Annotated in this window: 15 protein-coding genes; 9 read left to right on the top strand and 6 right to left on the bottom strand. The window is 57.3% G+C overall.

The window, feature by feature from the left end; all coding sequences use genetic code 11:
- Positions 1-69: 69 nt before the first annotated feature.
- From KIF87_RS20950 to KIF87_RS20940, 3 genes are all read right to left on the bottom strand, one after another.
- Positions 70-1,725 carry a glucan biosynthesis protein D gene (locus KIF87_RS20950; protein ID WP_213330523.1) on the bottom strand — a complete coding sequence of 552 codons (1,656 nt, stop codon included), beginning with the start codon at positions 1,723-1,725 and terminating at the stop codon, positions 70-72.
- A 242-nt stretch (positions 1,726-1,967) separates the two neighbouring features.
- Positions 1,968-2,741, bottom strand: coding sequence for a transporter substrate-binding domain-containing protein (locus KIF87_RS20945; RefSeq protein ID WP_025756391.1), 774 nt, complete (start codon positions 2,739-2,741; stop codon positions 1,968-1,970).
- 10 nt (positions 2,742-2,751) lie between these two features.
- A complete protein-coding gene (locus tag KIF87_RS20940) occupies positions 2,752-3,921 on the bottom strand; it encodes a pyridoxal phosphate-dependent aminotransferase (RefSeq protein WP_213330521.1) in 1,170 nt (389 codons plus the stop codon).
- 115 nt (positions 3,922-4,036) lie between these two features.
- Here KIF87_RS20940 and KIF87_RS20935 point away from each other — a divergent pair, with 115 nt between their 5' ends.
- The gene (locus KIF87_RS20935; RefSeq protein WP_213330519.1) at positions 4,037-4,879 is read left to right on the top strand and encodes a LysR family transcriptional regulator; all 843 of its coding nucleotides are present in this window, start codon (positions 4,037-4,039) and stop codon (positions 4,877-4,879) included.
- Here the strand turns inward: KIF87_RS20935 and KIF87_RS20930 are convergent.
- Positions 4,866-6,371, bottom strand: a complete 1,506-nt coding sequence (locus KIF87_RS20930; protein WP_213330517.1) for a carboxylesterase/lipase family protein — start codon at positions 6,369-6,371, stop codon at positions 4,866-4,868. The two genes, KIF87_RS20935 and KIF87_RS20930, sit on opposite strands and share 14 nt — an antisense overlap.
- Positions 6,372-6,414: 43 nt before the next feature.
- Positions 6,415-7,758, bottom strand: a complete 1,344-nt coding sequence (gene hglS, locus KIF87_RS20925; RefSeq protein ID WP_213330515.1) for a 2-oxoadipate dioxygenase/decarboxylase HglS — start codon at positions 7,756-7,758, stop codon at positions 6,415-6,417.
- Between the two features lie 525 nt (positions 7,759-8,283).
- Here hglS and KIF87_RS20920 point away from each other — a divergent pair.
- The 8 genes from KIF87_RS20920 to KIF87_RS20885 all read left to right on the top strand — a co-directional run bounded on the left by KIF87_RS20920 (position 8,284) and on the right by KIF87_RS20885 (position 14,820).
- Entirely contained in the window at positions 8,284-8,469 is a 186-nt protein-coding gene (locus KIF87_RS20920; RefSeq protein ID WP_063142815.1) for a con-10 family general stress protein, read from the top strand.
- A gap of 94 nt (positions 8,470-8,563) precedes the next feature.
- Positions 8,564-9,058 (top strand): YciE/YciF ferroxidase family protein, encoded by a 495-nt coding sequence (locus tag KIF87_RS20915; protein WP_063142816.1) that lies wholly within the window; start codon positions 8,564-8,566, stop codon positions 9,056-9,058.
- A 23-nt stretch (positions 9,059-9,081) separates the two neighbouring features.
- The gene (locus KIF87_RS20910; RefSeq protein WP_013096662.1) at positions 9,082-9,285 is read left to right on the top strand and encodes a hypothetical protein; all 204 of its coding nucleotides are present in this window, start codon (positions 9,082-9,084) and stop codon (positions 9,283-9,285) included.
- A gap of 24 nt (positions 9,286-9,309) precedes the next feature.
- Positions 9,310-9,816 carry a ferritin-like domain-containing protein gene (locus KIF87_RS20905; RefSeq protein ID WP_024908416.1) on the top strand — a complete coding sequence of 169 codons (507 nt, stop codon included), beginning with the start codon at positions 9,310-9,312 and terminating at the stop codon, positions 9,814-9,816.
- Between the two features lie 15 nt (positions 9,817-9,831).
- Complete coding sequence (locus tag KIF87_RS20900) at positions 9,832-10,704, top strand: manganese catalase family protein (RefSeq protein WP_008502274.1); 873 nt, start codon at positions 9,832-9,834, stop codon at positions 10,702-10,704.
- A gap of 68 nt (positions 10,705-10,772) precedes the next feature.
- A complete protein-coding gene (locus KIF87_RS20895) occupies positions 10,773-12,176 on the top strand; it encodes a cytochrome ubiquinol oxidase subunit I (RefSeq protein WP_063142818.1) in 1,404 nt (467 codons plus the stop codon).
- Positions 12,176-13,186 (top strand): cytochrome d ubiquinol oxidase subunit II, encoded by a 1,011-nt coding sequence (gene cydB, locus KIF87_RS20890; protein ID WP_213330514.1) that lies wholly within the window; start codon positions 12,176-12,178, stop codon positions 13,184-13,186. The genes KIF87_RS20895 and cydB overlap by 1 nt, the downstream gene beginning before the upstream one ends.
- A gap of 8 nt (positions 13,187-13,194) precedes the next feature.
- Positions 13,195-14,820, top strand: coding sequence for an alpha-amylase family protein (locus KIF87_RS20885; RefSeq protein WP_213330513.1), 1,626 nt, complete (start codon positions 13,195-13,197; stop codon positions 14,818-14,820).
- Here KIF87_RS20885 and KIF87_RS20880 read toward each other — a convergent pair whose 3' ends face one another.
- Positions 14,821-15,807 (bottom strand): SDR family oxidoreductase, encoded by a 987-nt coding sequence (locus KIF87_RS20880; protein WP_213330512.1) that lies wholly within the window; start codon positions 15,805-15,807, stop codon positions 14,821-14,823.
- Positions 15,808-15,821: the final 14 nt, after the last annotated feature.

The following is a 15,821-nucleotide window of genomic DNA, read 5'->3' as shown; positions in this document are numbered from 1 at the left end:
TACCCGGCCTACAGTATCGAAACGTAGGCCGGGTAAGGCGAAGCCGCCACCCGGCACAATCCCACAGGGTTAACGCATTACCCTGTCATCAACGTAATGACGCTTGTCCGGCGCCGGTGGGAAATACTGATACAGCCAGGTTTCGCTGATGGCATCGCCCTGGCAGCGCAGGAACAGACGCATATCCACCGGCTCCGTCGAATCCGAGGTTGGATACCAGTCAAACAGAATGCGATAGCCGTCAAACGGCTCAACGTAGAGGATCTCAACCTGCTTCGCTTCACCGCTGGAGAGTGTGATCACCGGCTCAATGCCTTTTGGCGCAGCGGCCTTCAGGTCGCCGCCGACGAAGTCGATGGCAAAGCGACGGGCCCACACTTTCGGGTAATTTTCGCCCGGTGCCCAGCCTTCCGGGAAGCCGCCCATACCGGTACGGGTAGCGAAGACGTTGGCCAGCGGAGAACGCACCGGCGGCATGGCGCTCCAGTACAGACGATATTTAAAGTCCAGCTCGTCGCCCGCCTTCACCGGTTTTTCCGGCTGCCAGAAGCAGACCACGTTATCCAGCGTTTCACCCGTGGTCGGGATCTCCATCAGGCCAACCGCACCTTTACCCCAGTCGTTACGCGGTTCAACCCACAGGCTCGGGCGTTTGTTATACCAGCCCATCACGTCCTGATAGTGCGAGAAATCGCGATCGAGCTGCAGCAGGCCGAACCCTTTCGGGTTTTTGTCCATATAGGCATTGAACTGCAGCTTCTGCGGGTTGTTCAGCGGACGACAAATCCACTCCCCGTTGCCGCGCCACATTGCCAGGCGGTCGGAGTCATGAATTTGCGGATGGATGGTGTCACACATGCGGCGTTCGTTATTGCCGCAGCTGAACATGCTGGTCATCGGCGCGATGCCGAGCTGCTTGATGTCCTTACGCGCATAGAGATGGTTTTCCACCTCCATGATCACCTGGCTCTTCTCGCAGTGGATCACGAATTTATAGGCACCGGTTACGCTCGGGCTGTCCAGCAGCGTATAGACGGTAAAGGTCGTGTCGCCGGGTTTGACGGTTTCAAACCAGAAGGAGGTAAAGTCCGGGAACTCTTCCGGCGTGTCGGTAAAGGTATCAACCGCCAGACCGCGGGCAGACAGGCCGTACTGATAGGTGTCGTCCACCGCGCGGAAATAGCTCGCGCCCAGGAAAGAGACGATATCGCGACGCGCCAGTTCAGGGGCCTTAAAGGCGCGGAAGCCCGCAAAACCGAGATCGCTTTGTCCTTCCAGCTGTTTGGTATCCACACCCGTTTCGCCGTAGCTGAACAGCTCCGGACGGAAGTGGATCTCGCGCGCCATAGAGGTAGACTGGTCCAGCGAGAACATCCGCACGCGGCGACGGAACCCCATCCCCATGTGGAAGAACTGCACGTCCAGCTGACGCCCTTCAATGTTGTTCCACAGTGACTGTTTTTCATCGTAGCGGATGGCGTTGTACGCCTGCGGCGTCATCGTTGCCAGCGTGTCCGGCAGCGGACGCGGCGCGCCACCCCACGGGGTTTTCGCCAGGTCATGCGCCATGGATTGCAGTACGGAGAAGTCAAAACGACGGCTCTGGCCGTCAGCAATGTCAGAGTCGGCAGCGTACGCCGCTTTGGAAAACAGGGAAGCAAGGCCAGATGTGCCGCTCAGGGCTGCCACTGCCAGCGAGCCTTTTAGAAAACGTCTGCGATTCATGCCTGGAAAAACGTCCTTATGGTCGTGTGAATGTGTTTCGCGCTCGGCGAAATGACGGCAAGAAAGAACGCACAGCCTAAACAAAAATGGTTAAGAATCCAATTGTTGGCCGGTGATTATCTGAACAAAGTGAGAAATATTTTCTGTCGACCAGAACGGCCCGAAAGTGGTGTAAAGAAAGCCTGGAAAATGTGTAGAAAAATGCCCCGTCAGGACATCAGCTGACGGGGCGAATGAGGCGGTTATTTTACGCTGACATCGATACCCGGGAAGTACTTATCAGCGAGTTTAGCGATCGTGCCGTCGGCACGTACTTTATCAATCGCGGCATCAAGCTGCTTTTTGGTGGCCTCATCACCTTTGCGCAACCCAAAACCGATCCCACTGCCGAGGATAGTGTCGTCAGACACCGGTTTGCCGATGAAGCCAAACCCTTTCCCCTGCGGCTTGCTGAGGAAACCTGCCTGCCCGGCCGCGGACATAACCAGCGAGGCGTCGATACGGCCATTCAGCAGATCGCCCCAGGCCATATTCTGATCTTTATAAGACACCACGGTGACACCCTGCTTTTCCCAGTGCTCTTTCGCATAGGTTTCCTGAATGGATCCCTGCAGCACGCCGATGGTTTTACCCTTCAGCCCTTCTGGGGTGGCCTCAACCGCCGTACCGGCCTTGCCGACCAGCTGCGACGGAATACGGTAGATCGGCTGGGTAAAATCAATGCTCTTGCGGCGCTGCTCGGTAATGTTCATCGCCGAGTTGATGGCGTCAAATTTCTTCGCCACCAGGCCCGGGATCAGCGCATCAAACGAGGTTTCAACCCAGCTGCACTTCAGCGCTGCCGCTTTGCAGATGGCGTTCCCCAGCTCAACGTCAAACCCTTCCAGTTCGCCCGCCGCATTGCGGCTCTCAAACGGCGGGTATTCCGCTTCCAGACCGTAACGCAGCTCGGTAGCCGCGAAGGAAGAAAAAGTACACAGCAATCCCATGCCGACAACTAACGCGCGTAATTTCATCTAATACTCCTCAGCGTGGTTTAACCCGACACAGGGCCTGGGCACCTGCCCGTAACGTCGCCTCATCTTTGGCAAAAGAGAGACGAATCAATTTATTATCCGTCCCGTCCGCATAAAACGCCGACAGCGGAATGGTGGCAACGCCGTACTCAACGATCAGCCGTTTCACCAGCTCGCTGTCGCGCTCGTCGCTGAACTGGCTGTAGTCCGCCAGCATGAAGAACGATCCGGCGCTCGGCAGCAGCGTAAAAGGCGAATCGGCCAGCAGGCTGTGCAGCAGATCGCGCTTGCGCTGGTAAAACGCCGACAGCGACAGCCAGGTTTGCGGGTCGACCATATGTTCAGCAAACGCGTGCTGCATTGGCGTATCGGCAGAAAACATTAAAAATTGATGGACTTTACAAATCTCGTCCATCAGTACCGCCGGTGCAACACAGTAACCCACGCGCCACCCGGTGACGTGATAGGTTTTTCCGAAAGAGGAAATAATTACGCTGCGCTCCGCCAGCTGCGGATGCGTGGCCATACCGTGGTGCGGCTCATCGTCAAAAACGACGTGTTCGTACACTTCGTCAGACAAAATAATGATGTCAGTATTGCGCGTCAGCGCCGCCAGCTGCTGCAGGTCATTGGCGGAGAAGACCTGGCCGCTCGGGTTATGCGGCGTATTGATGATGATCATGCGCGTGCGCGGGGTGATCGCGGCGCGAACCTCATCCCAGTTGACGGCAAAATCCGGCACGGTGAGCTTGATGGCAATCGGGGTTGCCCCCTGCAGACGGACAATCGGCGCGTAGCTGTCAAATGACGGCTCAAAGTAGATCACCTCATCACCCGGATGCACCAGCCCGCTTATTGCCGAATAGAGCCCTTCGCTGGCGCTGGCGGTAACCAGCACCTCGCTGGCAGGGTCATACTGCGTGCCGTAGAGCGTGGCGATTTTATCGGCAATACGTTCTTTAAGCGGCTGCAGGCCGGTCATTGCCGCATACTGGTTATGCCCCGCCTCCATTGCGCGAGTGACGCCCGCAATCAGCTTCGGGTCGCAGGAAAAATTCGGTGCGCCCTGAGAAAGGTTAATCGCGTTATGCTGCGCCGAGAGCTGGCCGATAACGGTAAAAATGGTGGTTCCCACATCCGGCAGTTTGGAGCGCGTTTGCACAGGCGTTCGTAAAGTCATCCTCTTTCCCTTCTCATGGACATTGCATAACTATTCAAACAACATCTGTGCTGTCGGGACAATCGAATTGTTGTCATAATAGCCATGAGAAAAATGCATAGCTGAGGTGTTTTCTATGTCACGCCGTTCGCTCCCCCTTAATGCCATCGACGCATTTTTAGTCACCGCGCGTCACCTCAATTTGACCCATGCCGCCGCGGAACTGTGTCTGACGCAGGGGGCCGTGAGCCGTAAGATTGCCTCCCTTGAGGCGTGGTTTGGCTTTCCGCTTTTTGAACGCCACGCGCGCGGGCTGCGCCTCTCGCCGCAGGGCAGCGCCCTGCTTCCGGAACTGCAGTCCGCTTTCGAGCAGCTTCTGTCCGTGGCCGACCAGGCCCGCAGTCAGCACACCGTGATCCGGCTTAAGGCCCCCACCTGCGCCATGCGCTGGCTGGTGCCGCGCCTGCTGGAGGTGGAGCGCGAGCATCCGGATCTGCAGATCGCGCTGACCACCACCACCGATCACAACGTCAATTTCAAAACCGAATCTTACGACGCGGCCATTGTGTTCGGCACGCACATGAGCGCAGGCGATCTGCTGTTCGACGAGGCGCTCACCCCGGTGATAAGCCCGGTGCGGGCAGGCGCAGCGCTGGGCTCGTTAACGTTCCTTCACCCCACAAGGGATAAGACGGACTGGTCGCTGTGGCTGACGAAACAGGAAGGTCCGGGCTTTGTCATGCACAAAAATCAACACTTCGACACGATGGATCTCGCCATTACGGCTGCCATTCAGGGGCTGGGCGTCGCCATCGCCGACGAAACGCTGGTAGCAGAAGATGTTCACGCAGGCAGGCTGATGCGGCCCTATGAGACAAGCATAAAAACCGGCGCAAGCTACCGGCTGGTGCTGCGCGAAACGCCAGGCGAAGAAAATGGTCTCGCGGCGTTTCGCGCCTGTTTGCTTAATCGAGGCTGACGTGATGCTTCATCACCCGTTTGAAGAGGCTCATGCGGGCGCGCATAAAGCGGTTTTCAAGCCTGAAAGCTGCATGTTTATTCACGCCGATGCGTAACAGAACGTCCCGCCCTTTGCGACACGCGGGCCAGTGCGTCGGCCCGGGCAGGCTGTCGCGACGACCCGCGTCACGCGCAAAGCTCACCCAGTAATCCGCTACCTGGGCAGCAAACTGCAGGTCCCGCTCATTGGCATAATGGCGTGAAGGCTCCACCTGGCCGAGCGTATCGAAGACATAGGGAATTTCGTTGCCGTGCCAGGCGCCGTTGATATACGTGCCATGTTCCGCCTCTGCGACATAGTCAAACCAGTAACGCCAGCACAACCCACCCACGCGCTGCTGGGCCTGCATCACCACGTAGCCCATGGTGGTAAACGCCATGTCGCGGCACACCTGCCTGCCCAGCTCTTCATCGCCTTTCACGCCCGGATAGAGCAGCTTAATCAGCCCCAGCCCGAAGCGACGCTCCCGGCGAAGCTTCTGAATTTGTCCGGCGAGATCGATGCCAAACACCGCCATCACGCTGGCTTCATCGCTGTTGGAGCCAATCATCACCGGCACCGGATGCTGACGGGCGGCGAAAAAGACGTCCAGCATGGCTTCCGGCAGAACGCAATCTCCAGCGATGGGCGCCGGGGCGACGTTCAGCGGCGCGGTGAGCGGCCAGAACGCCTCGGGCGGAATGGCGCGCAGCTGCCCGGCGGTCGCATTTTCCAGCCCGAAATGGGCGGCCAGCGCTTCCCCTTTTTGCAGCGCCCGATCGCGCGGCGTGTCCGGCAGGGTATATCCGCTTTGGACAATCGCCTTATGGAACAATCCTGCCGCCAGCGGCGAGGCCAGCAGAGAGAGCACGCTGCGCGCGCCCGCGGATTCGCCAAACAGGGTCACATTGTCGGGATCGCCACCAAACCCGGCGATATTGTCCCGCACCCATTCGAGGGCGGCAATCTGATCCAGCAGGGCAAAATTATGCACTACGCGCCCTTCCTCGCCTTCCAGCGCGGGATGGGCGAAAAAGCCGAGATGACCGAGACGGTAGTTGATCGTCACAACAACCACGCCGCGCATAGCCAGCGCTTTGCCGTTATACGGCGGTAAGCCACCAGCACCAATCGTAAACCCGCCTCCGTGCAGCCAGACCATAACCGGAAGCGGCTCGGCACGGTCTACGGGGGACCAGACGTTAAGGTAGAGACAATCTTCGGAAAACTGGCCCGGATCGCCGCCGCCTAGCTCTTGACAATACTCGCTGCTTTGCCAGCTTGAGGGAGAGAAAGCGGTGGCCTCGCGCAGGCCATCCCAGCATTCAGGGGGCCGGGGCGAGCGCCAGCGCCACTCCCCCACGGGCGGCGCGGCGTAGGGAATACCGCACCAGAGGTGAACGTTTTCATCGGTTAAACCAGTCAGTGCGCCCTGGCGCGTTTCAACCACAGGGGCGGAAGGATTTTGCATAACAACCTTATTTTTTCCATCACACCCCAGCAGAGTAACGATTTCAGAGCAAACCGCAACGCTGTTTGCTGCGCGTTTCAGCCTCCTGGTAGAGCGTAAACTCGTCATACACCTTGCAGCCCAGCGCGTCTTCAAACGCATCGCGGCTGGCGTTACCGTGGCTGCGGGCCTGGGTTTCGTTCCCGAGATTGGACTGGAAAATCCCCGCGGCGCTGACCGGGAGGAAATCTTCGTAGGTGATCGGCTGGGCAACCACCCATCCGCGCTCAATCAGCGGCTGCGGATCGTCTCCCGGACGAAACGCATGACGATGGGCTTCCCCTGATGGCGTCAGGCGATAGCGAAAATAGGCAAGCTCCTGACGGCGCATGAGCATTTCGCTGTCCGGGAAGGCGCTAAAAATCTCCCGCAGATGCAGCTGGTGCGTCAGGTTATCTTTACCGGTTCCGGCCTGGGCGAGGAGGCTATCGTACAGTTCCCGGCCTTTCGGGGTCAGCGCCACGCCGCGCTGCTCAATCTCACCGAAGCGCGCGGTGTGGGTGCCTTTATGTTCACCGGCAAACAGCACCGGCTCTTCCAGCGCCTTGAAGCTGGTTTGACGCAATAAGACGGGAACCTCGCGACGCGGCGGGCCTTCGATCAGAATTTTTGGCTCGATACCGTACTTCGGCATCAGCTCCTGCACCCGGTCAATATCCAGCGTGCGCGGCGTGAGGTGGTTAATATGGCAGCCCGGGAAGCAGACCACGTCGGCAATCAGGCGATGCTCGTTGCTCAGGGCCAGATAGGTCTCCTGATCGACCGTCGCATGGCGGTGCCAGCGGAAGGTTTCTAACGCTTCGTGCACAAACTCGTGGGCCTGTGCGTCAGTAAAGTGCCCTTCCGACTCGTGCAGGTCGATCAGTTCCAGACAGCGTGGGGTAAAGATGTTCCGCTGAGACAGGATCTCTGCGGCACGCTCGCGCAGCGCGACGTTTTCAATCAGCTCAAGACGCAGCAGCGAGGTAAAGATACGAAACGGATTTCGACACAGGGCGGCATCCTCTACCGGGCGAAACGCCGTTGAGTGGACCGGCACTCCCGCCTGCGAGAGATCGTAATAGCTGACCGGGTACATGCCCATAATGGCAAACATACGGCGCAGGGTTGACAGTTCCTGTGCCGTGCCGACGCGGATCGCCCCGTGACGCTCAACGTTCAGGCGCGCAAGCTCATCGGCGTTAGCCAGTTGTTCATGTAAAAGTGGATTATTTTCCAAAACCCCCAGGTTTACGTCCGCAACCAGCTCAAGCAAGGTGCCGTACTGCGGAACTTCCTGCTGGTACATCGCCGACATAGCCTGCGAAAAGCGTTCCCGAATGTCATCAGCCGTGATGGTGTTCGCCATGATGTCATGCCTCCAGTGAATATTACCTGGAGTGTAGAGAAACCCGTTCCTTCCGGGGGGAAGAATTTCTGATTTGTGATCTTAAGACGACAGTGGTCAAACCGTGTGCTACCGGCCTCTGAACAGGCCTGCCAGAACCGCCCTTTCGCCTCGTCTGTTTCACCACAATTTTCCTGATAATTATTTTGAGCTCCGTTTTCTAGCCATAAAGGAGTAATTTTTATTCTATCCCAGCCGCAAATCAAGCGGATTTATCACTCCATTATTTTTATCCTCACCTTTCAATTTTTCAGCAGAAACTTAGGACTAATCCGATCATTTGTTTTCAAGTCCTTCCTGCTCATCTCTATTTTCTGGTTAAGCGAAGCGTAAACGCGACGATATTTAAAAATAACGCAACCGCAAATAGCAGAACGCATTTGACGGATGCCGCACAGCGACTAGAGTTATTATTCGAACGACGAGTGATACGGAAATATTTTCGTATCGTACTGACATAACCAATATATGACTATGAGGTTTAATATGGCAGAGCATCGTGGTGGTTCCGGTAATTTCGCTGAAGACCGTGATAAAGCATCAGAGGCTGGACGTAAAGGTGGCCAGCAAAGCGGTGGGAATTTTAAAAACGATCCGCAACGCGCATCCGAAGCGGGTAAGAAAGGGGGCCAGAACAGTCACGGCGGAGGCCGTAAATCTGATAACTCCTGATCTTATTTAAAACTCTTTTAATAAAACCTGAGAGCATGCTGCGGGCTGAATAGCTCGCAGTAACCTTTCTTTATTTTACCGGAGCGTAATTATTATGAATATGAAAAGCGTCGAGGATGTTTTTATTCATCTTCTGTCGGATACCTACAGTGCGGAAAAGCAGCTTACCCGCGCGCTCAGCAAGCTTGCCCGCGCCGCCTCCAGTGAGAAGCTGAGCGCCGCCTTTACCGCACACCTTGAGGAGACGCAGGGTCAGATTGAACGTATCGACCAGATCGTCGAACAGGAAGACGGTATCAGGATTAAGCGCATGAAGTGCGTGGCGATGGAGGGCTTAATTGAAGAAGCGAATGAAGTCATTGAAAGCACGGAAAAAAATGAAGTGCGTGATGCCGCGTTAATTGCCGCCGCGCAAAAAGTCGAGCACTACGAAATTGCCAGCTATGGTACCCTTGCGACATTAGCAGAGCAGCTGGGCTATAAAAAAGCCGTCAAACTTCTTGCCGAGACGCTGGAAGAAGAAAAAGAAACCGATCTTAAACTCACCGACCTGGCCGTAGGAAATATTAACCAAAAAGCGCAGAAATGACGCAATAACACAGGTTAAATAAAATGAGCATCAGTCCCAGGACAATTAAACGGTGCCATTTAACGGCAGCCATAATATGGTTCATTCTCGCCATCCCTTCCGTAATATGGTGGAAGAACAGCGTGCTATGGGTCATTATCATCAGTATTTACGCCAATATTGTCGGCCATTTATCCGGCTACAGTGCCGCGCGTGCCGATCAGGCTGCTGAAAGTGAGACCAAATAAGCGAACCCTAATGAGGATACAATGATGAATCACGTAGAACACTACCATGACTGGCTACGCGATGCCCATGCGATGGAAAAGCAAGCCGAATCTATGCTGGAATCCATGGCCAGCCGTATCGATAATTATCCTGATGTTCGCGCCAGAATTGAGCAGCATATTAATGAGACAAAACGGCAAATTACCCTGCTGGAAGAAATCCTCGACCGGAATGATATTTCTCGTTCGGTTTTAAAAGACTCAATGAGCAAAATGGCGGCGCTGGGGCAGTCCATCGGCGGCATGTTCCCGTCTGATGAAATCGTTAAGGGTTCAATCAGCGGCTATGTTTTCGAACAGTTTGAAATAGCCTGTTATACCTCCCTGCTCGCGGCGGCTAAGAAAGCAGGCGACGTCGCCTCTGTACCTGCCATCGAGACGATTCTTGCGGAAGAACGCGAAATGGCCGACTGGCTGATTCGTCATATTCCGCAGACCACGGAACAGTTCCTGCTGCGTTCTGACGCATCGGGCGTCGAAGCGAAAAAATAATCCGGGAGAATCGCCATGTTCCGACACGTCAAACAGCTGCAATACACGGTCCGCGTTGCTGAACCTAACCCTGGCCTCGCCAACCTTTTACTGGAACAGTTTGGTGGGCCGCAGGGCGAACTGGCTGCCGCCTGCCGGTACTTTACGCAAGGATTGAGCGATGACGATCCGGGCCGTAAAGATATGCTGATGGATATCGCCACCGAGGAGCTTAGCCACCTCGAAATCATCGGTACCCTGGTCGGTATGCTGAACAAAGGTGCCAAAGGCGCGCTGGCGGAAGGGGTGGAAAACGAGGCTGAGCTGTATCGGTCCATGACCGAAAACGGCAATGACAGCCACATCACTTCCCTGCTCTACGGTGGCGGCACCCCGCTCACTAACTCGGCGGGCGTGCCCTGGACCGCGGCCTACGTCGACACCATCGGCGAGCCGACGGCGGACCTGCGCTCAAACGTGGCAGCGGAAGCCCGAGCGAAAATCATCTATGAACGGCTGATCAACGTGACCGACGATCCCGGCGTAAAGGATGCGCTGGCGTTTCTGATGACGCGCGAGGCGGCGCATCAGCTATCCTTTGAGAAGGCGCTGCAGTCCATCCGTAATAATTTCCCGCCCGGGAAATTGCCGCCAATCGAGGAATTCACCAACAAGTACTACAATATGTCAGAAGGTGGAGAGGTTCGCGGAAGCTGGAACAGCGATAAACACTTCGATTACGTTGAGTCCCCCCAGCCTGCGGTTGACGGCGGCGATGGCAGTGCAAGCGTTACGCTCACGACCGAACAGGCAACCCTGGTCAAGGCGATGTCCGCCCGCACGAAGTCCGATCCACATTCCGACCCGCTGACCGGTGCCGAGCTGGGTGCCGGTAAGACTAAACCGTAATCGGTTTTGCCGGGCAGCCATAAACTGCCCGGCAATTCTCGTGCCCCATCGTTTCAGAGGTACGGACCATGTTCGAACTCGACGCGTTCCATCTGGCCAGAATTCAGTTCGCTTTTACCGTCTCGTTTCATATCCTTTTTCCTGCGATCACCATCGGCCTTGCCAGTTATCTGGTGGTGCTGGAGGGCATGTGGCTGCGCACCAAAAACGACGTCTGGCGATCGCTGTACCATTTCTGGCTCAAGATATTTGCCGTTAACTTCGGGATGGGTGTCGTTTCCGGGCTGGTCATGGCGTACCAGTTTGGCACCAACTGGAGCGGGTTCTCCCAGTTCGCGGGCAGTATCACCGGCCCACTCCTGACCTATGAGGTGTTAACCGCCTTCTTCCTCGAGGCCGGTTTCCTTGGCGTCATGATGTTCGGCTGGAATAAGGTCGGCCCCGGCCTGCACTTCTTTTCAACCTGCATGGTGGCGCTCGGCACGCTGATGTCGACCTTCTGGATCCTCGCGTCCAACAGCTGGATGCATACGCCGCAGGGCTTCACTATTGAGAACGGACAGGTTATCCCGCAGGACTGGCTGGCGATCGTCTTTAACCCCTCCTTCCCTTACCGGCTTATTCATATGGCTATCGCCGCGTTTCTGAGCAGCGCGCTGTTTGTCGGCGCGTCGGGCGCATGGCACCTGCTGCGCGGTAACGATACGCCCGCCGTGCGCACCATGTTCTCCATGGCGATGTGGATGGCGCTGCTGGTCGCCCCCATCCAGGCGGTCGTGGGCGATATGCACGGTCTGAACACGCTTGAGCATCAGCCGGCCAAAATTGCCGCAATCGAGGGGCACTGGGAAAACCCGCCCGGTGAGGCCACCCCGCTGCTGCTGTTTGGCCTGCCGGATATGGACGAGGAGCGCACCAAATACGGTCTGGAGATCCCCGCACTCGGCAGCCTTATCCTGACGCACAGCCTGGACAAGCAGGTTCCGGCGCTGAAAGACTTTCCGAAAGAAGATCGCCCAAACTCAACCATCGTTTTCTGGTCGTTCCGCGTCATGGTTGGGATGGGGCTGCTGATGATTACTCTCGGTCTGATTGGCGTCTGGCTGCGCTATCGTCATCGGTTTTACCACTCTCGCCCGTTCCACTGGTTTGCCCTCTTCATGGGGCCTGCCGGGCTGCTGGCGCTGCTCGCCGGCTGGGTGACCACCGAAGTGGGCCGCCAGCCGTGGGTGGTCTACGGCTATCTGCGCACCATCGACGCGGTATCGCTGCACAGCACCCTGCAGATGAGCATCAGCCTGCTGGCGTTCTTCGTCGTCTACTCGTCGGTGTTTGGCGTGGGCTATGTTTACCTCATTCGGCTGATTAAGAAAGGGCCGCAGCCTGTCGATACGCTGACGTCAAACACCTCGGGCACGCCCGCCCGTCCGCTGTCTGCCGCTGAGTCTGTTCCTGAAGAGGAGAGAACCTGATGGGCGTCGATATCTCAGTTATCTGGTTTGCCATCATCGTCTTTGCCACTCTGATGTACATCATTATGGATGGCTTTGATTTGGGCATTGGCCTGCTGTTTAATTTCGTGGGCGATGCGAAAGAGCGGGATGTGATGGTGAACAGCGTCGCGCCGGTCTGGGACGGAAACGAAACCTGGCTGGTGCTCGGTGGCGCAGGGTTATTCGGCGCCTTTCCGCTGGCCTATGCGGTGATCGTGGATGCGTTGACCATTCCCCTTACCGCCATGCTAATTGGCCTGATCTTTCGCGGCGTGGCGTTCGAATTTCGCTTTAAAGCCACGCCGTCACACCGAAAGTTCTGGGACTACTCGTTTGCGGGCGGATCGCTGCTCGCGACCTTCAGCCAGGGCATCGTCGTGGGCGCAATGATCAACGGCTTTGACGTTGAGGGCCGACGCTTTGTCGGCTCCGCGCTTGACTGGCTCACCCCCTTCAACCTCTTCTGCGGTATCGGTCTGGTCGTCGCCTACACGCTGCTGGGCACTACCTGGCTCATAATGAAAAGCGAAGGCGCGCTGCAAATCCGCATGCGCGAGCTGACACGCCACGTGCTGCTGGCGCTGATGGTCGTCATCGCCGTGGTGAGCATCTGGACGCCGCTCGGCTGGCAGTACGTGGCCGACCGCTGGTTTACGCTGCCCAACTTCTTCTGGTTCCTGCCGGTTCCGCTGCTGGTCGGGCTTTTCAGCGTGCTGATCTGGCGCCTGACCCGCAACCCGGACAGCCACTCTCGCCCCTTCCTGCTGACGCTGGGGCTTATTTTCCTCGGGTTTAGCGGGCTCGGTATCAGCCTCTGGCCGAACATTATTCCGCCGCGCATCACCCTGTGGGAAGCCGCGGCCCCGCCTGCCAGCCAGCTGTTTATGTTGGTAGGAACATTACTGATTATTCCGGTGATCCTGGTGTACACCGCCTGGAGCTACTACGTCTTCCGGGGCAAAGTGTCGGATACTGAAGGCTATCACTGAGGAACGCTATGACCGACTGGCATACACGAGCCATTATTTATCAGATTGATACCGCGCTATTTTATGATTTGAACGGCGATGGCTGCGGGGACATCGCCGGGATAGCGGCCAAGCTGCGCTATATTCGCCGCATGGGGGCGACGGTTATCTGGATCACGCCGTTTTACCTCACGCCCTTTCTCGATGAAGGCTACGACGTCAGCGACCACCTCCAGGTGGATCCCCGCTTCGGAAAACTGGCCGATATCATCGCCTTTATCGAACAGGCCCGCGAGCTGGGCATGCAGGTGATTATCGAGCTGCTAATCCAGCACACGTCGGACGCACATCCCTGGTTCCAGCAGGCGCGCCGCAGCCCGGCGTCACCCTATCGTGATTATTACCTCTGGTCGGATAACGACGAGGACGATACGCCCCCCATGTTCCCCGGCGTCGAGAAGAGCATCTGGACCTGGGACGACGAGGCGGGACAATACTACCGGCACATGTTTTATCGCCACGAGCCGGATCTGAACCTCACCTCGCCCGCGGTGCTAAAAGAGATTGAGAACATCATCCTCTTCTGGCTCAAGCTGGGCGTGTCGGGATTTCGCCTCGACGCCGCGTCCCACCTCACCACGCAGGCGGGAAACGGTAATGAAAAAAAGGGCCTGTGGATCCTCGAACATATGCGGCGTCTTATCGAACAGCGCAATCCGGACGCGATCCTGCTGGGTGAAGTGGACGTCGAGGTGGAAGCCTATCAGGACTACTTCGGCAATAATGACCGCCTGAATCTGGTACTGAATTTCTGGCTCAACAAGTATTTCTACGTCAGCCTGGCCAGGAAAAGCGCCCGCCCGCTGCGCAATGCGGTGAAGAAGATGATCGTCCCGCCCGATGCCTGCTGTTTTGCTAACTGGCTGCGCAATCATGACGAGCTGGATCTGGAAGGCATTAGTCAGAAAGACAAACAGTTTGTCCTCGACACGTTCGCCCCTGACGAAGAGATGAACGTCTATCAGCGCGGGATCCGCCGCCGACTGGCGCCGATGCTCAACGGCGATCGGAAGCGGCTGGCGTTCTGCCACGCGGTGCTGTTTTCCCTGCCGGGTGTCCCGGTGATGCGCTACGGCGACGAGATAGGCATGGGTGACGACCTGGAGCTGGAGGAGCGCTACGCCGTTCGCACCCCAATGCAGTGGGCGGGGTCACAGGGGGGCGGTTTCTCCGCGGCCGACCCTGAAAAATTTATCGCGCCAATTATCGACCACGGCCCTTACCGCTATCAGAAAATCAACGTTGCCGATTCGCTGCTTCGCCATAACTCGCTCCTGCACAGGATAATCGATATTGCCAATACCCGCTCGGAGTTCCCCGAAATTGCCGTTGCGCCCTTTCGCCTTATCACAATCGATGATGACGCGGTGCTGGGGATCTATTACGAGACCGACGAGCGCAGCATCCTGACCTTCGTCAACTTTAGCGACCAGCCGGTGCAGTTCACCGCAAAAGGGATCCGCCACGCCACCTGGACCGCCTGTCTCGAGGACAAGCGCTACGATGACGCGCTGATTTGCGGCAAAACCGTTCAGCTCGGTCTTGGCGGCTACGGCTATCGCTGGTTCTGGACGCACCGGAGCGCGCTGCGCTGATTACGGTTTCCGGCGGGTTATCAGACGCGTCACCACTATCCCTGCCACCGCGAGGGCGCCAAGCGCCACTTTACCCGGCATGCCGGAGGTAACGGACGGCGCGCGGTTTTTCGCCTCGTCAGTAAAACGGCCGTGGATTTTGTGCAGGTCGTTAACCGGCTGGTCGAGATAGTCCCGGCGATCCGGTGCGTTCAGATCGTCGGTCATTTGGCCTTCCCAGGCCTTTTTCACCATCAGCCGGTCCAGAAAACCGGGGAAGAAAAACTGCCCGACGATGGACTGGATGGTGCTGCTGCCCACCCACAGCTCGCGTACCGGTTTTTGCGCCACCCTGAAAATGGCGCTGGCGGCCACCTCAGGTTCAAAGACAGGCGGCACCGGGCGCATCGCCCAGGCGAACTTATTTCTCGCCCATTCGAACTGCGGGGTATTGAGCCCCGGCATCTGCACCATCGAAAGCTGAACCCGGCTGTTCTCATGCATCAGCTCGGTACGCACCGCATCGGTGAACCCGCGGATCGCCGCTTTGGCCCCGCAGTAGGCTGACTGCAATGGAATGGAACGGTAGGCCAGCGCGGAGCCCACCTGAATAATCACGCCCCTGTCGCGCGGAACCATGAGTTCAAGAGCGGCGCGGGTGCCGTTCACGTAGCCGAGGTAGGTCACGTCTGTTACGCGACGGAACTCATCCGGCGTAAGGGTTCGAAACGGTGCCAGGACGGCCCCCATGGCGTTGTTCACCCAGACATCAATCGCGCCGAGGCGATACTCAATTTCATTAGCGGCCTCCACCACCGCCTGGCTGTCGGCGACGTCCGCCTGCACGGCGTGGGCATTAACGCCAAAGCGCCGCAGCTCCTCCTGGGTGGAGTGCAGGCTTGCTTCATCGCGGGCGATGAGCCCGACGTCGTAACCTGCCTTTGCAAAGTGCAGCGCCGTGGCTTTTCCCACGCCCGCCGTTCCGCCGGTAATCACTATGACAGCCATAGAACCTCCCGTGA

Origin of the sequence: Enterobacter sp. 120016 (assembly GCF_018383635.1) — a bacterium.
In the GTDB taxonomy this organism is placed as follows: domain Bacteria; phylum Pseudomonadota; class Gammaproteobacteria; order Enterobacterales; family Enterobacteriaceae; genus Enterobacter; species Enterobacter asburiae_D.
The sequence above is the reverse complement of the archived record's forward strand: the minus strand, read 5'-3'. Positions and strand labels throughout refer to the sequence as shown.

Coding starts and splice junctions, on each gene's coding strand:
- KIF87_RS20880 (WP_213330512.1), bottom strand. CDS start 15,807: ATGGCTGTCATAGTGATTACCGGCGGAACGGCGGGCGTGGGAAAAGCC.
- KIF87_RS20885 (WP_213330513.1), top strand. CDS start 13,195: ATGACCGACTGGCATACACGAGCCATTATTTATCAGATTGATACCGCG.
- hglS (WP_213330515.1), bottom strand. CDS start 7,758: ATGGCGAACACCATCACGGCTGATGACATTCGGGAACGCTTTTCGCAG.
- KIF87_RS20895 (WP_063142818.1), top strand. CDS start 10,773: ATGTTCGAACTCGACGCGTTCCATCTGGCCAGAATTCAGTTCGCTTTT.
- KIF87_RS20905 (WP_024908416.1), top strand. CDS start 9,310: ATGAATCACGTAGAACACTACCATGACTGGCTACGCGATGCCCATGCG.
- KIF87_RS20920 (WP_063142815.1), top strand. CDS start 8,284: ATGGCAGAGCATCGTGGTGGTTCCGGTAATTTCGCTGAAGACCGTGAT.
- KIF87_RS20930 (WP_213330517.1), bottom strand. CDS start 6,371: ATGCAAAATCCTTCCGCCCCTGTGGTTGAAACGCGCCAGGGCGCACTG.
- KIF87_RS20935 (WP_213330519.1), top strand. CDS start 4,037: ATGTCACGCCGTTCGCTCCCCCTTAATGCCATCGACGCATTTTTAGTC.
- KIF87_RS20950 (WP_213330523.1), bottom strand. CDS start 1,725: ATGAATCGCAGACGTTTTCTAAAAGGCTCGCTGGCAGTGGCAGCCCTG.
- KIF87_RS20900 (WP_008502274.1), top strand. CDS start 9,832: ATGTTCCGACACGTCAAACAGCTGCAATACACGGTCCGCGTTGCTGAA.
- KIF87_RS20910 (WP_013096662.1), top strand. CDS start 9,082: ATGAGCATCAGTCCCAGGACAATTAAACGGTGCCATTTAACGGCAGCC.
- KIF87_RS20915 (WP_063142816.1), top strand. CDS start 8,564: ATGAATATGAAAAGCGTCGAGGATGTTTTTATTCATCTTCTGTCGGAT.
- KIF87_RS20945 (WP_025756391.1), bottom strand. CDS start 2,741: ATGAAATTACGCGCGTTAGTTGTCGGCATGGGATTGCTGTGTACTTTT.
- KIF87_RS20940 (WP_213330521.1), bottom strand. CDS start 3,921: ATGACTTTACGAACGCCTGTGCAAACGCGCTCCAAACTGCCGGATGTG.
- cydB (WP_213330514.1), top strand. CDS start 12,176: ATGGGCGTCGATATCTCAGTTATCTGGTTTGCCATCATCGTCTTTGCC.